The organism is Streptomyces winkii, from assembly GCF_032248595.1.
Taxonomy (GTDB): Bacteria; Actinomycetota; Actinomycetes; order Streptomycetales; family Streptomycetaceae; genus Streptomyces; species Streptomyces winkii.
The window spans coordinates 281,557-295,976 of the sequence record NZ_JASTTH010000005.1 but is presented as its reverse complement, the minus strand read 5'-3'; the positions used below and the strand labels follow the sequence as shown (position 1 = coordinate 295,976).

The following is a 14,420-nucleotide window of genomic DNA, read 5'->3' as shown; positions in this document are numbered from 1 at the left end:
GCCGGGCGGCCCATGCGGGTGCGGGAACCCGCGGGCCAGGCTGGGAGCAGGGTCTCCTGGCTGTGCCGGGACTCGCCGGAACCGACGGGAGCCCGCGGAAGACTCACGGGACCCGCGGATCCGGTCCCCCGCCGACAGGAGACCCGCCGCAACAGACGCCCCCGCAGGAGACCCCGGCGCGGGAGAGCGGGACACGGGAGGAGCGTGACCGATGAAGGCGCTGGTCTTTCACGAGCCCGGCAGGGCCGCCTGGGAGGGCGTGGCCGACCCGGACATCCAGGACTCCCAGGACGTCGTCGTACGGGTGGAGACCACCACCGTCTGCGGCACCGATCTGCACATCCTCTCCGGCGACGTCGAGATCGAGCCGGGCACGGTCCTCGGGCACGAGGCCGTCGGCGAGGTGGTCGAGGCCGGTCGCGACGTGCGGACGGTGCGCCCCGGCGACCGCGTCCTGATCTCGTGCATCACCGCCTGCGGCCGCTGCCGCTACTGCCGCGAGGGCTCGTACGGGCAGTGCCGGGGCGGCGGCGGATGGATCCTCGGGCACAGCATCGACGGCACGCAGGCCGAGTACGTGCGCGTGCCCTTCGCCGACCACTCGCTGCATCTGCTGCCGGGCGGCATCGACAGCCAGGACGCGGTGCTCTTCGCCGACATCTACCCCACCGGCTACGAGGTGGGCGTGCTCAACGGGCAGGTGCGGCCCGGCGACACGGTCGTCGTGGTGGGGGCGGGGCCCGTGGGGCTGGCGGCGATCGCCACGTCACGGCTGTACTCGCCGGACAGGGTCGTCGCCGTCGATCTGGAGCGCGGGCGGCTGGAGGCGGCGGGCCGCTTCGGCGCGGACGCGTGGGCGCTCGCCTCCGACAAGCCGGAACAGCTCGTCGAGGACCTCACGGACGGTCTCGGCGCGGACGTGACGATCGAGGCGGTCGGCGCCCCGGAGACCTTCGAGATGTGCACGCGCATGGTGCGGCCCGGCGGCCACGTCGCCAACGTCGGCGTGCACGGCAAGCCGGTGGCGCTGCACCTTGAGGACCTGTGGATCAGGGACCTGACGATACGGATGGGTCTGGTCGACACCTCCTCGACGCCGATGCTGCTGAGCATGCTCGCCGCGGGCAGACTGCCGACGTCCTCGCTGGTCACGCACGTCTTCGAGCTCGGGGCGATCGAGGAGGCGTACGAGGTGTTCGCAAGCGCCGCCGAGACGGGCGCGCTGAAGATCGCGCTCAAGGGCGAGCAGATCTACAGGGCGGACAGCTCTTCGCTGGTGACGACGGCGGGCACCGGGGTGCCGCTGCGCTGACAGCGGGCACGGTTGCTGCGCGGTTGCTGGGTTCCTTGGTTCCTGAGCGGTTGCTGGGTTCGGCGGTACCCGGACTCAGGCCCTCGGCCCGCTGCCCTGCGGCCCGTACAGATCCAGCAGCCGGGTGCGGGACGCGTGGAGCCGACGGGCGACGATCCCGGCGACCTGGTGATAGAGGGCCCGTCCGAGGTCGGCGTCCTCCTCGCACAGCGCGCGTACGTCCTTCGCGTCGAACTCCAGCGCCTGCACGGGCACCAACACGGAGGCCCCCAGGTGCCATACGTACGGCGGGAAGAGCCATGACCAGCCGAGCAGATCCTCCGAGCCGAGGGTCTCGACGGTCGCGGCGTGCCGTCCCGGGACATGGATGTCGAGGGCGACCGAGCCGCTGCGGATGATCCAGAACCTGTCCGCCTGGCTCCCCTCCTCGAAGATGCGCGTGCCGCCGGAGAACCGCACCGGCCGGGCCAGCCGCATAAGGCGCTCGCGCCCCTCGGGCGGGAGCGCCCTGAACAGCCGCGGATGTGCGGTGGTCGCCATGGAGTTCACGATGTGGCGGTGCCGCGGGGGCCGCAACTCGGCCCCGGCGCACGGGCCGCTCAGCCCTCCTCCAGCTTCGCCTCGGCGTCCTCGGGGTGGTGCAGGTCGAAGGCCGGGGACTCGGAGCGGATGCGCGGCAGCGCGTCGAAGTTGTGCCGTGGCGGCGGGCAGGACGTGGCCCACTCCAGGGAACGTCCGTATCCCCAGGGGTCGGCCTCCTCGACCTTCGGTGCGGAGACCGCCGTCCGCCACACGTTGTAGAGGAACGGCAGCGTGGAGAGCCCGAGGACGAAGGCGCCGATCGTCGAGACCGTGTTCAGGGCGGTGAAGCCGTCGGCGGCGAGATAGTCCGCGTATCGCCGCGGCATCCCCTCGGCGCCGAGCCAGTGGTGGACGAGGAAGGTGGTGTGGAAGCCGGTGAAGAGCGTCCAGAAGTGGATCTTGCCGAGGGTCTCGTCGAGCATCCGGCCGGTGAACTTGGGCCACCAGAAGTAGAAGCCGGCGAACATCGCGAAGACGACGGTCCCGAAGACGACGTAGTGGAAGTGGGCCACGACGAAATAGCTGTCGGTGACGTGGAAGTCCATCGGCGGCGACGCGAGCAGCACGCCCGTCAGACCGCCGAAGAGGAACGTGACGAGGAAGCCGACGCTCCACAGCATCGGCGTCTCGAACGACAGCGAGCCCCGCCACATCGTGCCGACCCAGTTGAAGAACTTCACGCCCGTCGGCACCGCGATCAGGAACGACATGAAGGAGAAGAACGGCAGCAGCACGGCCCCCGTCGCGAACATGTGGTGCGCCCAGACCGTCACCGAGAGCCCGGTGATGGCGATGGTCGCGCCGACGAGACCGACGTACCCGAATGTGGGCTTGCGGCTGAAGACGGGGAAGATCTCGGTCACGATCCCGAAGAACGGCAGCGCGATGATGTAGACCTCGGGATGGCCGAAGAACCAGAACAGGTGCTGCCACAGGACGGCGCCGCCGTTCGCGGTGTCGTAGATGTGCGCGCCGAACTTCCGGTCGGCCTCCAGCGCGAAGAGCGAGGCGGCGAGCACGGGGAAGGCGACCAGCACCAGCACGCTCGTCAGCAGGATGTTCCAGCTGAAGATCGGCATCCGGAACATCGTCATGCCAGGCGCGCGCATGCAGATGATCGTGGTGATGAAGTTGACCGCGCCGAGGATCGTGCCGAAGCCGGAGAGCGCGAGCCCCATCACCCACAGGTCCCCGCCGAGGCCCGGGGAGTGCTCCGAGTTGGACAGCGGCGTGTACGCGAACCACCCGAAGTCGGCGGCCCCGTTGGGCGTGAGGAAGCCGATGATCGAGATGAGGCCGCCGAAGAGGTAGAGCCAGTACGACAGCATGTTCAGCCGGGGGAAGGCCACGTCCGGCGAGCCGATCTGGAGCGGCATGATCGCGTTGGCGAAGCCCGCGAAGAGCGGGGTCGCGAAGAAGAGCATCATGATCGTGCCGTGCATGGTGAACGCCTGGTTGTACTGCTCCGCCGAGAGCAACTGGAGCCCGGGGCGGGCCAGTTCGGCCCTCATCCCGAGCGCCAGCAGGCCGCCGATGAGGAAGAAGACGAAGCCGCTCGCCATGTAGAGAGCGCCGATCTTCTTGTGGTCCGTCGTGGAGAGCCAGACGACGGCCACCGAACCCGGTCGGCGGCGGGTCCGCTTCTGCCCAGCGTCCCGCGGCGGCGGTTCGGTCACTACGGGCATGGCGCGGCCCTTTCGGTCACTGCCGCCGTCCGTCCGGCGGGAGTACGGGAGTACGGGAGTCGGGGGCGGGACTCGGTGGGGCCCGCGCGGCCTGTGCCGTGGCGGGGCCGCGCCGGTCGCAGGACGTTCGTACCGTCCGCAGCGCACGAAAGGTGCATTTCACCCTTACGTGGGCCGTGTGCGGAGGGCGGTGCGAGAGCGGTGCGAGGTCGGTCACAACGAGGTCCGAACAGGCCGCCGCGGGTACGCGGGAACGGCCCGGCGCCGACCGCCGGCGCCGCCCCGCGAGGGAAGCGAAGGAACCCGAAGGGGCACGAGACGAAGGGGAACGAGACGAAGGGGGGCACCCGGTGGCCGAGGCATCGGCACCGCCGCGGCCGGCCCGTGCGGCGCCCAGGCGCGGCACGGGCCGCCTGACGCAGTGGCTGCACAGAGCCAGGAGCCCGGACGGCCATGAGCGCCAGACGCTGACGCTCATCGGCAAGAGCACGCTCGTGGCGAGCATTTCGTGGTTCATCGCGTACGTGGTGATGCACGCTCAGACCCCCGCGTTCGCGCCCTTCTCGGCGGTGCTGATCGTGCAGATCACGGCGTACCAGTCGCTGCTCCAGGCGCTGCGCTACGTCGGCGCGGTGTCGGTGGGCGTGTCCCTCCAGGGGTTCTTCGGCGCCCTGGCCGGCCCGAACCTGGTGAGCTTCGTCCTCGTGGCCCTGGTCGCGGTGACGATCGGGCGGTGGCGGCGGCTCGGGGCGCAGGGCCCGCAGGTGGCGACGGCCGCGTTCTTCGCCTTCTCGACGTACGCGGCGGCCGCGAGCCAGAGCCAGGGGCTGAGGGAGCTGGGGCAGATCGTCCTGCTCGTCCTCATCGGGTGCGGCGTGGGCATCGTCGTGAACGTGCTGGTGCTGCCGCCGATGCGCTATCGCAGCGCCGAGTACGGCATCCGCGCCCTGGGCCGGAGCCTGTGCGACCTGGCCGTCGACATCAGCGAGGCGCTGCGCGCGGGCGAGTGGGGCAAGGCGCGCACCGAGGACTGGCGGTACCGGGCGAATCGGCTCGGGCCGATGGCCGCCCAGGCGCAGTCGTCCGTCCGTACGGCCTGGGAGAGCACCTTCTACCATCCGCGGAGGCTGCTGCGGCGGCACCGCGACGGCACCTCGTTCACCGCCTACCAGCAGCTCATCGACGCGCTGGAGCGGGTCACGTACCAGATGGCGTCGATGACGCGCAGCCTCGACCAGTGGCACGAGGCGGGTGACGATCCGGGGCACCGCGAATTCCTGTCGCGCTACGGCGACTTCCTGGCGCGCTGCGCCGAGATCGCCGCGATCTACGCCCGCATCGACGAGGACAGGCTCCACGAGCAGGTGCGGGAGCTGCGCGCGGCGGGCGAGAGGGCGTACGAGGCGCGCGAGCTGCTCGCCGAGGCGGCCGGTGACGGATGGTCGCTGTCGCTGAGCGATCCGGCCCGTCCGTTCGGGGTCCTTCTGGTGGAGGCCGTACGGCTGCTGGACGAGGTCGAGCACACCTGCGGCGTCCTGAGCCGGTCGGTGAACCAGGCTCCGGACGGGGCCGCCGCCCGTACGCCGTGACGTCTCGGGCCCGGCGTGTGTCGGGAGCGGGCCGCGCGGTCACCCGGCAAGGGCAGCAAGAACAGCACCGTACGACTGCGACGCAAGGACGAGCGTACGAATCGGCCGCGGAGCCGGAGGGGTGGCGGGAAGCCATGCGCTACGAGGAGTTCACCGGACAGGTGCAGGCGCGCGCCGACCTCGGGAGCAGGCAGGCGGCGGAGCAGGCACTGCGCGCGACGCTGGAGACCATCGCGGAGCGGGTGCCCGACGGAGTCGCCGACCATCTGGCCGCCCAGCTCCCGCACGAGGCGGCGGAATCGCTGCGCCGGGTCGTCGCCGTGCACGAGACCTCACCTCACGAGCGCGCCGAGGGGCGGGTGAGCGGAGAGCGCTTCGACCTGCCGGTCTTCGCGGGCCGCGTGGCCTGGCGCGCCGAGACGACGGAGGACGAGGCGCTGCGGCGCGCGAGCGCGGTCCTGGAGGTGCTGGACGCGGCGGTGGCGCCGGAACTGATGCGCAAGCTGGAGGACGTCCTTCCGCGGGACATCCGCGACGTGCTGCCCTCGGGCCGCGCGAGCAGCTGAAGGCGGCAGCGCCCGCCGGGACCCCTGTAGGACCAGACCCCAGCAGGACCAGGCCGTCAGCGCAGCCCCGCACGGGGCGCCGCGTCCGGCGGCGCGTCCGTCAGATACGCGAGATGGTTGCGGACCTCGACGACGCCGTCCACGCCCCTGGTAAGGCGGTCCACGACAGGCAGCAGCGATCTGTGCTCGACGATGCCCTGGAGGGTCACGCGGCCCTCGGCCACGGTGACCGTCACCTGCCTCGGGCCGATGCCGAGAGTGCGGTCGAGGACGTCTCCGGCGATCTCCTGGCGTACGGCCCGGTCGGGACGTACGAAGGACCGCACCAGGTCGGTCCGGCCGAGGAAGCCGACGAGCCGGTCCGCGCCGTCCACCACGGGGAGCCGCTTGACGCGGCGGCGCTCCATCGTGCGGGCCGCCTGCGCGAGGCTCCAGCCGGGGCGGGCGGTGACCGCGGGGCTCGTCATCACGTCGTCCGCCGTCGTCACGCCGGACAGCCGCCGACCGGGGCCCGCCGGGGCGGAGCGCGCGGCGGAGTACGCGGAGTACGGGCCGGCCTCACCGGACGTACGGACGCGGCGCGAGCCCTCGCCCAGGTCCTTCCGTGAGACGACGCCGACGGGGCACTCGCCGTCGTCGACGACGGGCACCGCGGTGATGGAGTGCTCGTCCAGGAGCCGGGTCACGTCACCGGCCGTGGTGCCGCGGTGCACGCGTATGCCCGGCGCGGTCATCAGCTCTCCGACGGTGCGGTGCGGCATCGTCCCCACCTCCACGTCCCCCCACGTCTCCCCGCGTCTCCCCAGGCTTCAGTGTCGGCTCGGGGGCGGTGCGCGGGGGAGGGGCGGAGGAGCCCCGATGTGCCGCCGGCCGTCCCGTACGGGCGGGACGTCCGGCCGCCCGGGGCCGTACGTTCCGGTGCCGTTCGGCCCACTCAGCGGCTACTGTTTGGACCAGAGGAACCGGACGTAAGGGTCACATCCTCCCAATTCACGCGGAGGGTCGATGAGCGGCAGCGGCTCTGTGCATCACATGGACGGCGAGCATCCGGGCCACCTGCCCCGGATGCAACTCGACGACCTGCTCGAAGAGTTGCAGGTGCGGATCGACGCGGTCCGCGGCACGCGGGACCGCATCCACAACCTGCTCGACGCCGTGCTCTCCGTGGGCCGGGAACTGGAGCTCTCCCAGGTGCTGCAACGCATCGCCGAGTCGGCCGTCCTGCTCGTCGACGCCGAGTACGGGGCACTGGGCGTGATCGGCGAGGACGGAACGCTCTCCCAGTTCATCCCCGTCGGCGTGCCCGAGCAGCAGGCCGAGGCCATCGGGCCCCTGCCGACGGGCCGCGGACTGCTCGGCGAACTGATCCGCAACCCCGTACCGCTGCGGCTGCCGGAACTCGGGCGGCATCCGTCCTCGCAGGGCTTTCCCCCGAACCATCCGCCGATGCACTCGTTCCTCGGGGTGCCGATCCGGGTGCGGGACGAGGTGTTCGGCAACCTCTATCTGGCCGAGAAGCGCGACGGCAAGGAGTTCGACAGCGAGGACGAGACCGTGCTGTCGACCCTGGCCGCGGCGGCGGGCGTCGCCATCGAGAACGCGAGGCTGTACGAGGAGGCGCAGTACCGGCAGCGCTGGATGGAGGCGAACGCCGAGGTCACGCGGGCGCTGCTGTCCGGGATCGGGGAACGGCGCGTGCTCGGGCTGATCGTCGAGTTGGCGCGCACGATCCTCTCCGCCGACCTGGGAGTGCTTGCTCTGCCGGAGGAGGGCGGCGAGGCCCTGGCCGTGGCCGTCGCGGTGGGAACCGACGCCGAGCACCACCGGTCGCTGCGGCTGCCTCGCGAGGGCACCTTCGTCGGCGCCGCCATGGACGCCGGCGAGGTCACCACGAGCGCCGACGTCGAGCACGACCCGCGGATCACGGCGGGGCCCCCGCGCTGGTCGGGGCTCGGTCCCGCCGTCGCGGTGCCCATGATCGCCGAGGACGTGCCGAAGGGGGTGCTGCTCCTTGCCCGCTCGAAGCCCCGCCAGCCCTTCGCCGAGCCGCAGATCGCGCCGCTGAGCGCCTTCGCGGGGCAGGCCGCCGTCGCGATGGAGCTTGCCGAGCGGCGGCGCGACGCCGAGCAGATCACGCTGCTCGAAGAGCGCGACCGCATCGCCCGCGACCTGCACGACCTGGCGATCCAGCGGCTCTTCGCGACGGGCATGACGTTGCAGAGCGCCATCCGCTTCGTGGACCACCCCAAGGCGAGCGAGCGGCTGCTGAGAGCCGTGGACGACCTCGACGCCACCATCAAGATCATCCGCTCGACGATCTTCGGGCTGCGCGCACACGACAGCGAATCGGGCGGCGACGGGCTGCGCGGCCGCGTCACGGAGGCCGTCCAGGACGTCGCGTCCGCCCTGGGCTTCACGCCGGTGCTGCGCATGGAAGGACTGCTCGACACCGACGTCCCCGGCGAGACCGCGGACGAGGCGGTGGCGGTCGTACGGGAGGCGCTGTCGAACGTCGCCCGTCACGCCGGAGCGAGCAGCGTCGAGGTCTCGGCGGAGACGACGGGCGAGGCGCTGACGCTCAGCGTCGTGGACGACGGCGTCGGGATACCACAGGACGCCCGCCACAGCGGCCTCCACAACCTCTCCGAGCGGGCGGAGCGGCTCGGCGGCGCGATGCGCCTGGCCACACCGCCCGGCGGCGGCACGAGGCTGACCTGGCACGTCCCGCTGGACGGCGCGGTGACGCAGGGCTGAAACGAGACAGGGCGACACCGGCTCGTACGGCGCCGACGCGACCGCCGCCGACGCGTACGGCCTGCGCCCGCGGCTGTGCGTACGCGGTGACGTGCCACCGCGCGTGTCCACGGCGTCCCGCCGGGATACGGCGCGCTACCGGCCGGGGGCCGGATGCGCCGCCGCGTTCCGCTGAGCGTACGCGGTGACGGAGGGCTGAGGCGGTGCCGGACCGTGCGGCGTGCGCCCGCGGCGTGTCACCGCGTGTTCCGCGGTGTCCCGCCGGGGTACGGCGGGCTACCGGCCGGGGGCCGGATGCGCCGCCGCGTGCCGCTGTCCGCCCGGGCACTGCCCAGACCCGTGCGGTGCCGCAAGCGGTACGGCCGGGCCATCGGCGCCCGGCCGCGGTCCGGCTCAGGGGCTCGGAGCGCGGGGTTCGGCGCCTGGGCCCGGCTTCCCCGGCCCGGCGTCCGGGGTTCGGAGCTTGGGGGTTCTACGTCCGGGGTGCGGTCCAGACCCTGCGCCCGGCCATGTGCCGGGCTTCGGCTCGGGTCGTGTGTCCGGCTGTCCGCCGGGGCACTGCCCGGACCGTGTGTTGGCTGTCCGCCCTGGCATCGTCCGGACTGTGCGTCCGGCCGTGCGGGGCTTCGGTTCGGCTCTGTGTCCGGCTGTTCGCCCAGGCATTGTCCGAAACCGTGTGTCCGGCTGTCCGCCCGGGCACTGCCCGGACCCCGCGCCCGGCTGTGCGCCGGGCCTCGGGCCCGGGTCGTCCCGCTGTCCCGCCCCTGCCCAGGCATAGCCCTGGGCCTGCGTCCCCGGCGTGCGCCCCGCCCGGACCGGGCCGGGCGTCGTGCGCCGTTCCAGGCCACCCGCCGCCGGCCGGCGGCGCTCGGCGCCGGCGTCAGTGGCGGCGGTGTCTCTCCTTCTCCTGCGCGTGCGCCTGCGTCGCGAGCACGGCCGCCTGTACGCGCCGCTCCACGCCCAGCTTCGCCAGCAGCCGCGAGATGTGGTTCTTCACCGTCTTCTCCGACAGGAACAGACGGTCGCCGATCTCGTGGTTCGTCATCCCCTCCCCGATGAGGTCCAGGATGTCCCGCTCACGCGGGGACAGCCCGGCGAACGCGTCGCCCTGCTGCTCCTCCCCCTCGTGGTCCTCCGGACCGCGCAGGCTGCCCATGAGCCGGGCCGTGGTCGCCGGGTCGAGCATCGACTGGCCCGCCGCGACCGTACGTACGGCCGAGACCAGGTCCGAGCCCTTGATCTGCTTGAGCACGTAGCCCGCGGCGCCCGCCATGATCGCGTCCAGCAGGGCGTCGTCGTCGTCGAACGACGTCAGCATCAGGCACGCGAGCTCCGGCAGGCGTGAGCGCAGCTCCCGGCAGACGGTCACGCCGTCGCCGTCGGGCAGCCGCACGTCCAGGACGGCCACGTGCGGACGGAGCGCGGGCCCGCGGGCGAGGGCCTGCTCGGCGGTGGCGGCCTCGCCGACGACGTCGATGTCGGCTTCGGCCTCCAGCAGGTCGTGCACGCCGCGCCGTACGACCTCGTGGTCGTCCAGCAGCAGGACGCGGATGGGGTTCTGCTCGGAGTACGTCCGCACTTCGCTCATGTCGCACTGCTTCCCCTCGTAACCGCTGCTGTCGGCATCGTCGCCCCGTCGCGCGCCGCCCGAACAGGGCCGAACGGCCCCGACCCGGCAGCGGAGGGGGCCATCCGTACCAGCATCGCTGGACCTTTCGGCCCCCTTAGCGGGACGCCCGCAGATCACCTCGCACCCGTGGCTGGTTTGCCGCCGTGAGGGGAGTCGGCACATGAGGACGAGGAGATGGCTGTGGCGCTGGCGGACGAATCCGCTCAAGCGCCGCTCCGACCGTGCCGAGGCGTGGACGGGCGTCGCAGCCGGAGTGATCATGGCCGTGAGCGCCCCGCTCACCGGGGCGATGGCCTCCGACACGGTCGCCGCCAATCTGAGCGACCAGCCGGGCCTCCACCGCACGTCCGCCGTGCTGCGCGAGGACGCGCCCACGACGGACGGGATCACGACCGTCTCCGACGACCCGACCGTGCTCACCGAGGTCAGCTGGAAGACTCCCGACGGCCGCACCCACGTAGGCCGTGCGCCGGTGGCGACCGGAACCCGCGAGGGCACACACGTCCCGCTGTGGCTGGACCGGCAGGGCGCTCCGCACCAGCCGCCCCCCGACGCGACCGAGGTCACCGTGGAGAGCGGGGCCGCCGGCGGTGCGGTGGCCGTGGCGACCTGCTTCCTCGTGGGGAGCGGATGCTGGGCGGTACGGCGCCGCCTCGACGTCCTGCGAGCCAGGCAGTGGGAGTACGAGTGGTCCGAGGTCGGGCCGCGATGGAGCCGACGGGACTGACGAGGGCAGGGCCCCTCCGCCCCCGTCGGCCGGCACGGCCAGGGCCGCAGGGACCCGTCAGGGAACGATCTCCAGCACGTCCTGGACGGGACGGCGCGGCGTCGCCGGCCGCAGCGGTCCGTATCCCAGCCGCACCACCATCTGCACCGGTCCCGCTCCCCACACCGGATCGCGCAGCAGCCACCGCAGCTCGGGGCGCTCCAGCGCCTGCGCGGCGAACGAGGTGGCCAGTCCCTCCCGTGTGGCCGCCAGCAGCATCCGCTCCATGGCCTGGCCCGCCGCCAGCCAGTCGTCCGGGTGGTCGTGCTCGGTGCAGAGCAGCCCCAGATGAGGAACGTGCTCGAACTCGGCCGTGCCCTGGTCGGACACCCCCCTGCCGCGGCCGAAGTCGCGCACCGGCGCCCGGCCGTCGCCCTTGCGGGGGCCGAAGCTGTACTCGGGGACGCCGTCCCCCTCAGAGACCGCGTCCGAGAGCTGCACGCCCGTACGCACCCACCGCTGCTCGTCCGGGTCGCCCTCGTGCTCCGACCTCAGCTCGGCCTCCTCGATGACGTCGAGGACGAGGGACAGATGCCAGCCGGAGAGGAACGCCAGCCGCGCGCCCTCGGCGCGTACCTGCTCGATCAGCGTGCCGGCCAGCGCGGTCGGTATCGGGCGCTCCGCGAACGGGTAGCGGCTCGTGCGCCGCTCGGCGATCGCCGGGTAGAGCAGGGACAGATCGCCGTCGACGGTCTCCGCCGCATCCCCCAGCGACACGGCGGCAAGGGTCTGCCAGTCGTCCGGATCGGGCAGCTCCCTCACGACGGGACGGAACCCGGCGTGCTGCGCGGCCACCCGCAGATTGAACAGCGCCGCCCCGCAGCCGAGGTGCAGCGCCCGCAGCTCGGGGTCCGCGTGCGGCATGGCCCGCCCGGGGTCCGCGCGCAGCGTGATCACGTCGCCGCCGCGGCTGTAGCGGAAGCGCCATGGCTGCGCGTTGTGCATGGACGGTGCCATGGAGGCATCGCGGACAAGCTCCTCGACCACCTCGGCGCGGGCGAATGAGGTGGAAGGCATGAGAACTCCCTTGTGGTTCCGGTCGGTTGTCGGTCCTCGGCGGCTCGCGTGCGCGCGCCGCCGGCCACGGGCTCCGGGCAACGGCCGGGATCCCGGCTCCGGATGGCATGGCGCCTCTCACCCGCCAGCCTCCTGCCGCCGCCGCACGGCGCCGAGGGCCCGGGAGGTCCCGATGAGGGGCCGAACGTCCCCATGCCGCGGGCGTGCCCGGATCGCGGTGTCCCGGCGGACGTCGTCGGGCGTCGCCGTCCGCACGCGGCTCGGCGCCCCGTCCGCGGTGGGAGGGGGCGCCGAGCCAGGGTTCTCGTCGGAGCAGCGGCTACGGTGGCGCCGCCCGGGAACCGTCAGTAGCCGAGTCCGTGCCCGAACTCGTAGAGCGTGCCGTCCGCCTCGTCGAGAGCGGGGATGCTCACCGGGAGTTTTCCGCCCGGCGCGACGTCGCCGTACAGGGCGCGCACGACGGACGCGAGCGACGGCTTCCCGTACGAGAACGTGGCGAGGTAGGCGGGCACGTCCGGGAAGCGGCGGATGTCGTACGCGTTGCGCACCGCGACCGCCACGACCGGCTTGCCGGTCTTCACCAGGGCCTTGACCAGGTCGGCCTGTGCCGCGCCCTTGTCCTTGACCGAAGCCGCGGCGTTCGTCAGGACGACGGTCACGTCGTGGTCCCGCGCCGCGGTGGCGGCGTCCTCGATCTGCGTGCTGCCGGGAGCCGCACCGGTCGCCAGAGGGGTGGCCGTCTGCCCGGAGCGCTTGCCGACCGCACCGGCGACGGCGGCGACCTGGCCGGTGTCCCAGCCGGTGACGAGGACGGTACGGCGATCGCCGGAGAGCGGCAGCGTGCGGCCCTCGTTGCGCACCAGCGTGACCGTACGGTCGGTGATGCGCGCGGCGTCCTCGGTGTGGCGGCGGCTGCCGACGACCCGCGCGGCCCGGTCCTCGTCGACGTACGGACGCGGGAACAGGCCGTTGCGCAGCTTGTGTTCGAGGATGCGCAGCACCGACGCGTCGAGCCGGTCCTCGGAGACCTCGCCTCCCTCGACCGCCTTGAGGACGGCGGCGTGCGCCGTGTCCGCCTTGGGCGCGAGCACGAGCTGGTCGCAGCCGGCCTTGAGCGCCCGTACGGGAGCGACGTCCGGCGGGAAGTCCTCGGTCGCACCGCCCATGTCGAGGGCGTCCGTGACGATGAGGCCGTCGAAGCCCAGCTCCTCGCGGAGCAGCCCTGTCACGATGGGCTTCGACATCGTCGCGGGGACCTCGCTGGAGTCCAGGGACGGCACGACGATGTGGGCGGTCATGATCGTGTCGACGCCGCGTGCGATGGCCGCCCGGAACGGCGGCAGGTCGATCTTGTCCAGCTGCTCGCGCGTGTGCTTGATGACGGGAAGGCCCGTGTGGCTGTCCACGTCGGTGTCGCCGTGACCGGGGAAGTGCTTTGCGGCGCTTGCCACTTCGCCGCGGTGGTAGCCGCGTACGGACTCGGAGACGAGCTCCGAGCACAGGGCGGGATCGGAGCCGAAGGAGCGGACGCCGATGATCGGGTTGTCCGGGTTGACGTTGACGTCGGCGACGGGCGCGTAGTTCTGGTTGATGCCCATCGCGGCCAGCTCCGTCCCGATGATCTCGGACGAGCGGCGGACGTCGTCGCGCGAACGGGCCGCGGCCAGCGCCATGTTGCCCGGCAGCTGCGTGGCGGGCTCCAGCATGCGGTAGACGACGCTGCCGCCCTCCTGGTCGATGGAGACCAGGAGCGGGATGCGGGCGCCGGTGCGCAGGGACGCGCGCTGGAGGCCGTTGGAGAGGCCCGCGATCTGGCGCGGGTCCTTGAGGTTGTCGGGACCGCGGCGCGCGTCGAAGTAGATGACGCCGCCGGGGCGGTACTTGGCGACGACCTCCGCCGGAGTCGAAACCCCGTACAGCTCCTTGTTCTTGTCGTGCGCGGCGTCCGCCGACTTCCCGTAGACCTCGACGACGAAGAGCTGGCCGATCTTCTCCTTGAGCGACATGCGGCGGAGCAGGGCGCGGGCGGCGCGCCTGGTGTCGCCCGCGTCGGCGGCGTGTGCCGCGCCGGCCGGGAGGCCGAGGGCCGCCACGACGCCGGCCGCTCCGGCGGCTCCGGCTCCGGCGAGGATCCGTCTGCGGGTGGTGGACTGCGGTGGCGGCGTCTGCTGCATCGAGTGCTCCTCACACAGGGCCACATGGAGCCGGTCATACGGGCATACGGGAGCGCACATCGTTGCAGCGGGGCGGGGGGAGGAGAAGACGCCGCGCTGATGTTCATGGGTCCAGTCCACTGGCGGAGGGGCGGTCGCCGGGGCGCCGTCGGGGCGGCGCTGGGGGCGGCGTGACGGGCGGGGCCCGGGTGGCGGTCGGCCCGTGAGACCGGCTGGCCCGTGCCCGATGCGGACCACGCTTCCGGCCTGCACCTGCACACGCCCGGCCGTATGTGCCCCTTCCGTGACGTCGCGCCTCCTCGCGTCACTGTGACGCGGAGCACAGGAAGCCGCGAAATAAGCGGC

At 72.7% G+C, this 14,420-nt stretch carries 11 protein-coding genes; 5 read left to right on the top strand and 6 right to left on the bottom strand.

The window, feature by feature from the left end; all coding sequences use genetic code 11:
• Positions 1 to 211: 211 nt before the first annotated feature.
• Positions 212 to 1,312 carry an alcohol dehydrogenase catalytic domain-containing protein gene (locus tag QQM67_RS17005; protein ID WP_314174733.1) on the top strand — a complete coding sequence of 367 codons (1,101 nt, stop codon included), beginning with the start codon at positions 212 to 214 and terminating at the stop codon, positions 1,310 to 1,312.
• Between the two features lie 75 nt (positions 1,313 to 1,387).
• Here QQM67_RS17005 and QQM67_RS17000 read toward each other — a convergent pair whose 3' ends face one another.
• Complete coding sequence (locus tag QQM67_RS17000; protein ID WP_314174732.1) at positions 1,388 to 1,852, bottom strand: cyclic nucleotide-binding domain-containing protein; 465 nt, start codon at positions 1,850 to 1,852, stop codon at positions 1,388 to 1,390.
• Positions 1,853 to 1,911: 59 nt separating this feature from the next.
• The gene (ctaD, locus tag QQM67_RS16995) at positions 1,912 to 3,579 is read right to left on the bottom strand and encodes an aa3-type cytochrome oxidase subunit I (protein ID WP_314174731.1); all 1,668 of its coding nucleotides are present in this window, start codon (positions 3,577 to 3,579) and stop codon (positions 1,912 to 1,914) included.
• Between the two features lie 350 nt (positions 3,580 to 3,929).
• On the opposite strand from ctaD, the gene QQM67_RS16990 reads away from it, so the two are divergent.
• Together QQM67_RS16990 and QQM67_RS16985 are read left to right on the top strand one after the other, a co-directional pair.
• Positions 3,930 to 5,168 (top strand): FUSC family protein, encoded by a 1,239-nt coding sequence (locus tag QQM67_RS16990; protein ID WP_314174730.1) that lies wholly within the window; start codon positions 3,930 to 3,932, stop codon positions 5,166 to 5,168.
• Between the two features lie 134 nt (positions 5,169 to 5,302).
• The gene (locus tag QQM67_RS16985) at positions 5,303 to 5,734 is read left to right on the top strand and encodes a DUF2267 domain-containing protein (protein WP_314174729.1); all 432 of its coding nucleotides are present in this window, start codon (positions 5,303 to 5,305) and stop codon (positions 5,732 to 5,734) included.
• Positions 5,735 to 5,790: 56 nt separating this feature from the next.
• Here QQM67_RS16985 and QQM67_RS16980 read toward each other — a convergent pair whose 3' ends face one another.
• Positions 5,791 to 6,495 carry a CBS domain-containing protein gene (locus tag QQM67_RS16980; protein ID WP_314174728.1) on the bottom strand — a complete coding sequence of 235 codons (705 nt, stop codon included), beginning with the start codon at positions 6,493 to 6,495 and terminating at the stop codon, positions 5,791 to 5,793.
• 244 nt (positions 6,496 to 6,739) lie between these two features.
• Between QQM67_RS16980 and QQM67_RS16975 the strand changes: the two genes are divergently transcribed.
• Positions 6,740 to 8,488, top strand: a complete 1,749-nt coding sequence (locus QQM67_RS16975; RefSeq protein ID WP_314174727.1) for a sensor histidine kinase — start codon at positions 6,740 to 6,742, stop codon at positions 8,486 to 8,488.
• An 880-nt stretch (positions 8,489 to 9,368) separates the two neighbouring features.
• Here the strand turns inward: QQM67_RS16975 and QQM67_RS16970 are convergent.
• Positions 9,369 to 10,076, bottom strand: a complete 708-nt coding sequence (locus QQM67_RS16970) for a response regulator transcription factor (protein WP_314174726.1) — start codon at positions 10,074 to 10,076, stop codon at positions 9,369 to 9,371.
• Between the two features lie 202 nt (positions 10,077 to 10,278).
• Between QQM67_RS16970 and QQM67_RS16965 the strand changes: the two genes are divergently transcribed.
• The gene (locus QQM67_RS16965) at positions 10,279 to 10,845 is read left to right on the top strand and encodes an Rv1733c family protein (protein ID WP_314174725.1); all 567 of its coding nucleotides are present in this window, start codon (positions 10,279 to 10,281) and stop codon (positions 10,843 to 10,845) included.
• 57 nt (positions 10,846 to 10,902) lie between these two features.
• Here QQM67_RS16965 and QQM67_RS16960 read toward each other — a convergent pair whose 3' ends face one another.
• Entirely contained in the window at positions 10,903 to 11,901 is a 999-nt protein-coding gene (locus QQM67_RS16960; protein ID WP_314174724.1) for an Acg family FMN-binding oxidoreductase, read from the bottom strand.
• A 344-nt stretch (positions 11,902 to 12,245) separates the two neighbouring features.
• Positions 12,246 to 14,075 carry a glycoside hydrolase family 3 protein gene (locus tag QQM67_RS16955; RefSeq protein WP_314174723.1) on the bottom strand — a complete coding sequence of 610 codons (1,830 nt, stop codon included), beginning with the start codon at positions 14,073 to 14,075 and terminating at the stop codon, positions 12,246 to 12,248.
• Between the last annotated feature and the right edge of the window lie 345 nt (positions 14,076 to 14,420).

What these genes read in the sequence shown, in the direction of transcription:
- QQM67_RS17005 (WP_314174733.1), top strand. Translation starts at nt 212, where the DNA reads ATGAAGGCGCTGGTCTTTCACGAGCCCGGCAGGGCCGCCTGGGAGGGC.
- QQM67_RS17000 (WP_314174732.1), bottom strand. Translation starts at nt 1,852, where the DNA reads ATGGCGACCACCGCACATCCGCGGCTGTTCAGGGCGCTCCCGCCCGAG.
- ctaD (WP_314174731.1), bottom strand. Translation starts at nt 3,579, where the DNA reads ATGCCCGTAGTGACCGAACCGCCGCCGCGGGACGCTGGGCAGAAGCGG.
- QQM67_RS16985 (WP_314174729.1), top strand. Translation starts at nt 5,303, where the DNA reads ATGCGCTACGAGGAGTTCACCGGACAGGTGCAGGCGCGCGCCGACCTC.
- QQM67_RS16980 (WP_314174728.1), bottom strand. Translation starts at nt 6,495, where the DNA reads ATGCCGCACCGCACCGTCGGAGAGCTGATGACCGCGCCGGGCATACGC.
- QQM67_RS16975 (WP_314174727.1), top strand. Translation starts at nt 6,740, where the DNA reads ATGAGCGGCAGCGGCTCTGTGCATCACATGGACGGCGAGCATCCGGGC.
- QQM67_RS16970 (WP_314174726.1), bottom strand. Translation starts at nt 10,076, where the DNA reads ATGAGCGAAGTGCGGACGTACTCCGAGCAGAACCCCATCCGCGTCCTG.
- QQM67_RS16965 (WP_314174725.1), top strand. Translation starts at nt 10,279, where the DNA reads ATGAGGACGAGGAGATGGCTGTGGCGCTGGCGGACGAATCCGCTCAAG.
- QQM67_RS16960 (WP_314174724.1), bottom strand. Translation starts at nt 11,901, where the DNA reads ATGCCTTCCACCTCATTCGCCCGCGCCGAGGTGGTCGAGGAGCTTGTC.
- QQM67_RS16955 (WP_314174723.1), bottom strand. Translation starts at nt 14,075, where the DNA reads ATGCAGCAGACGCCGCCACCGCAGTCCACCACCCGCAGACGGATCCTC.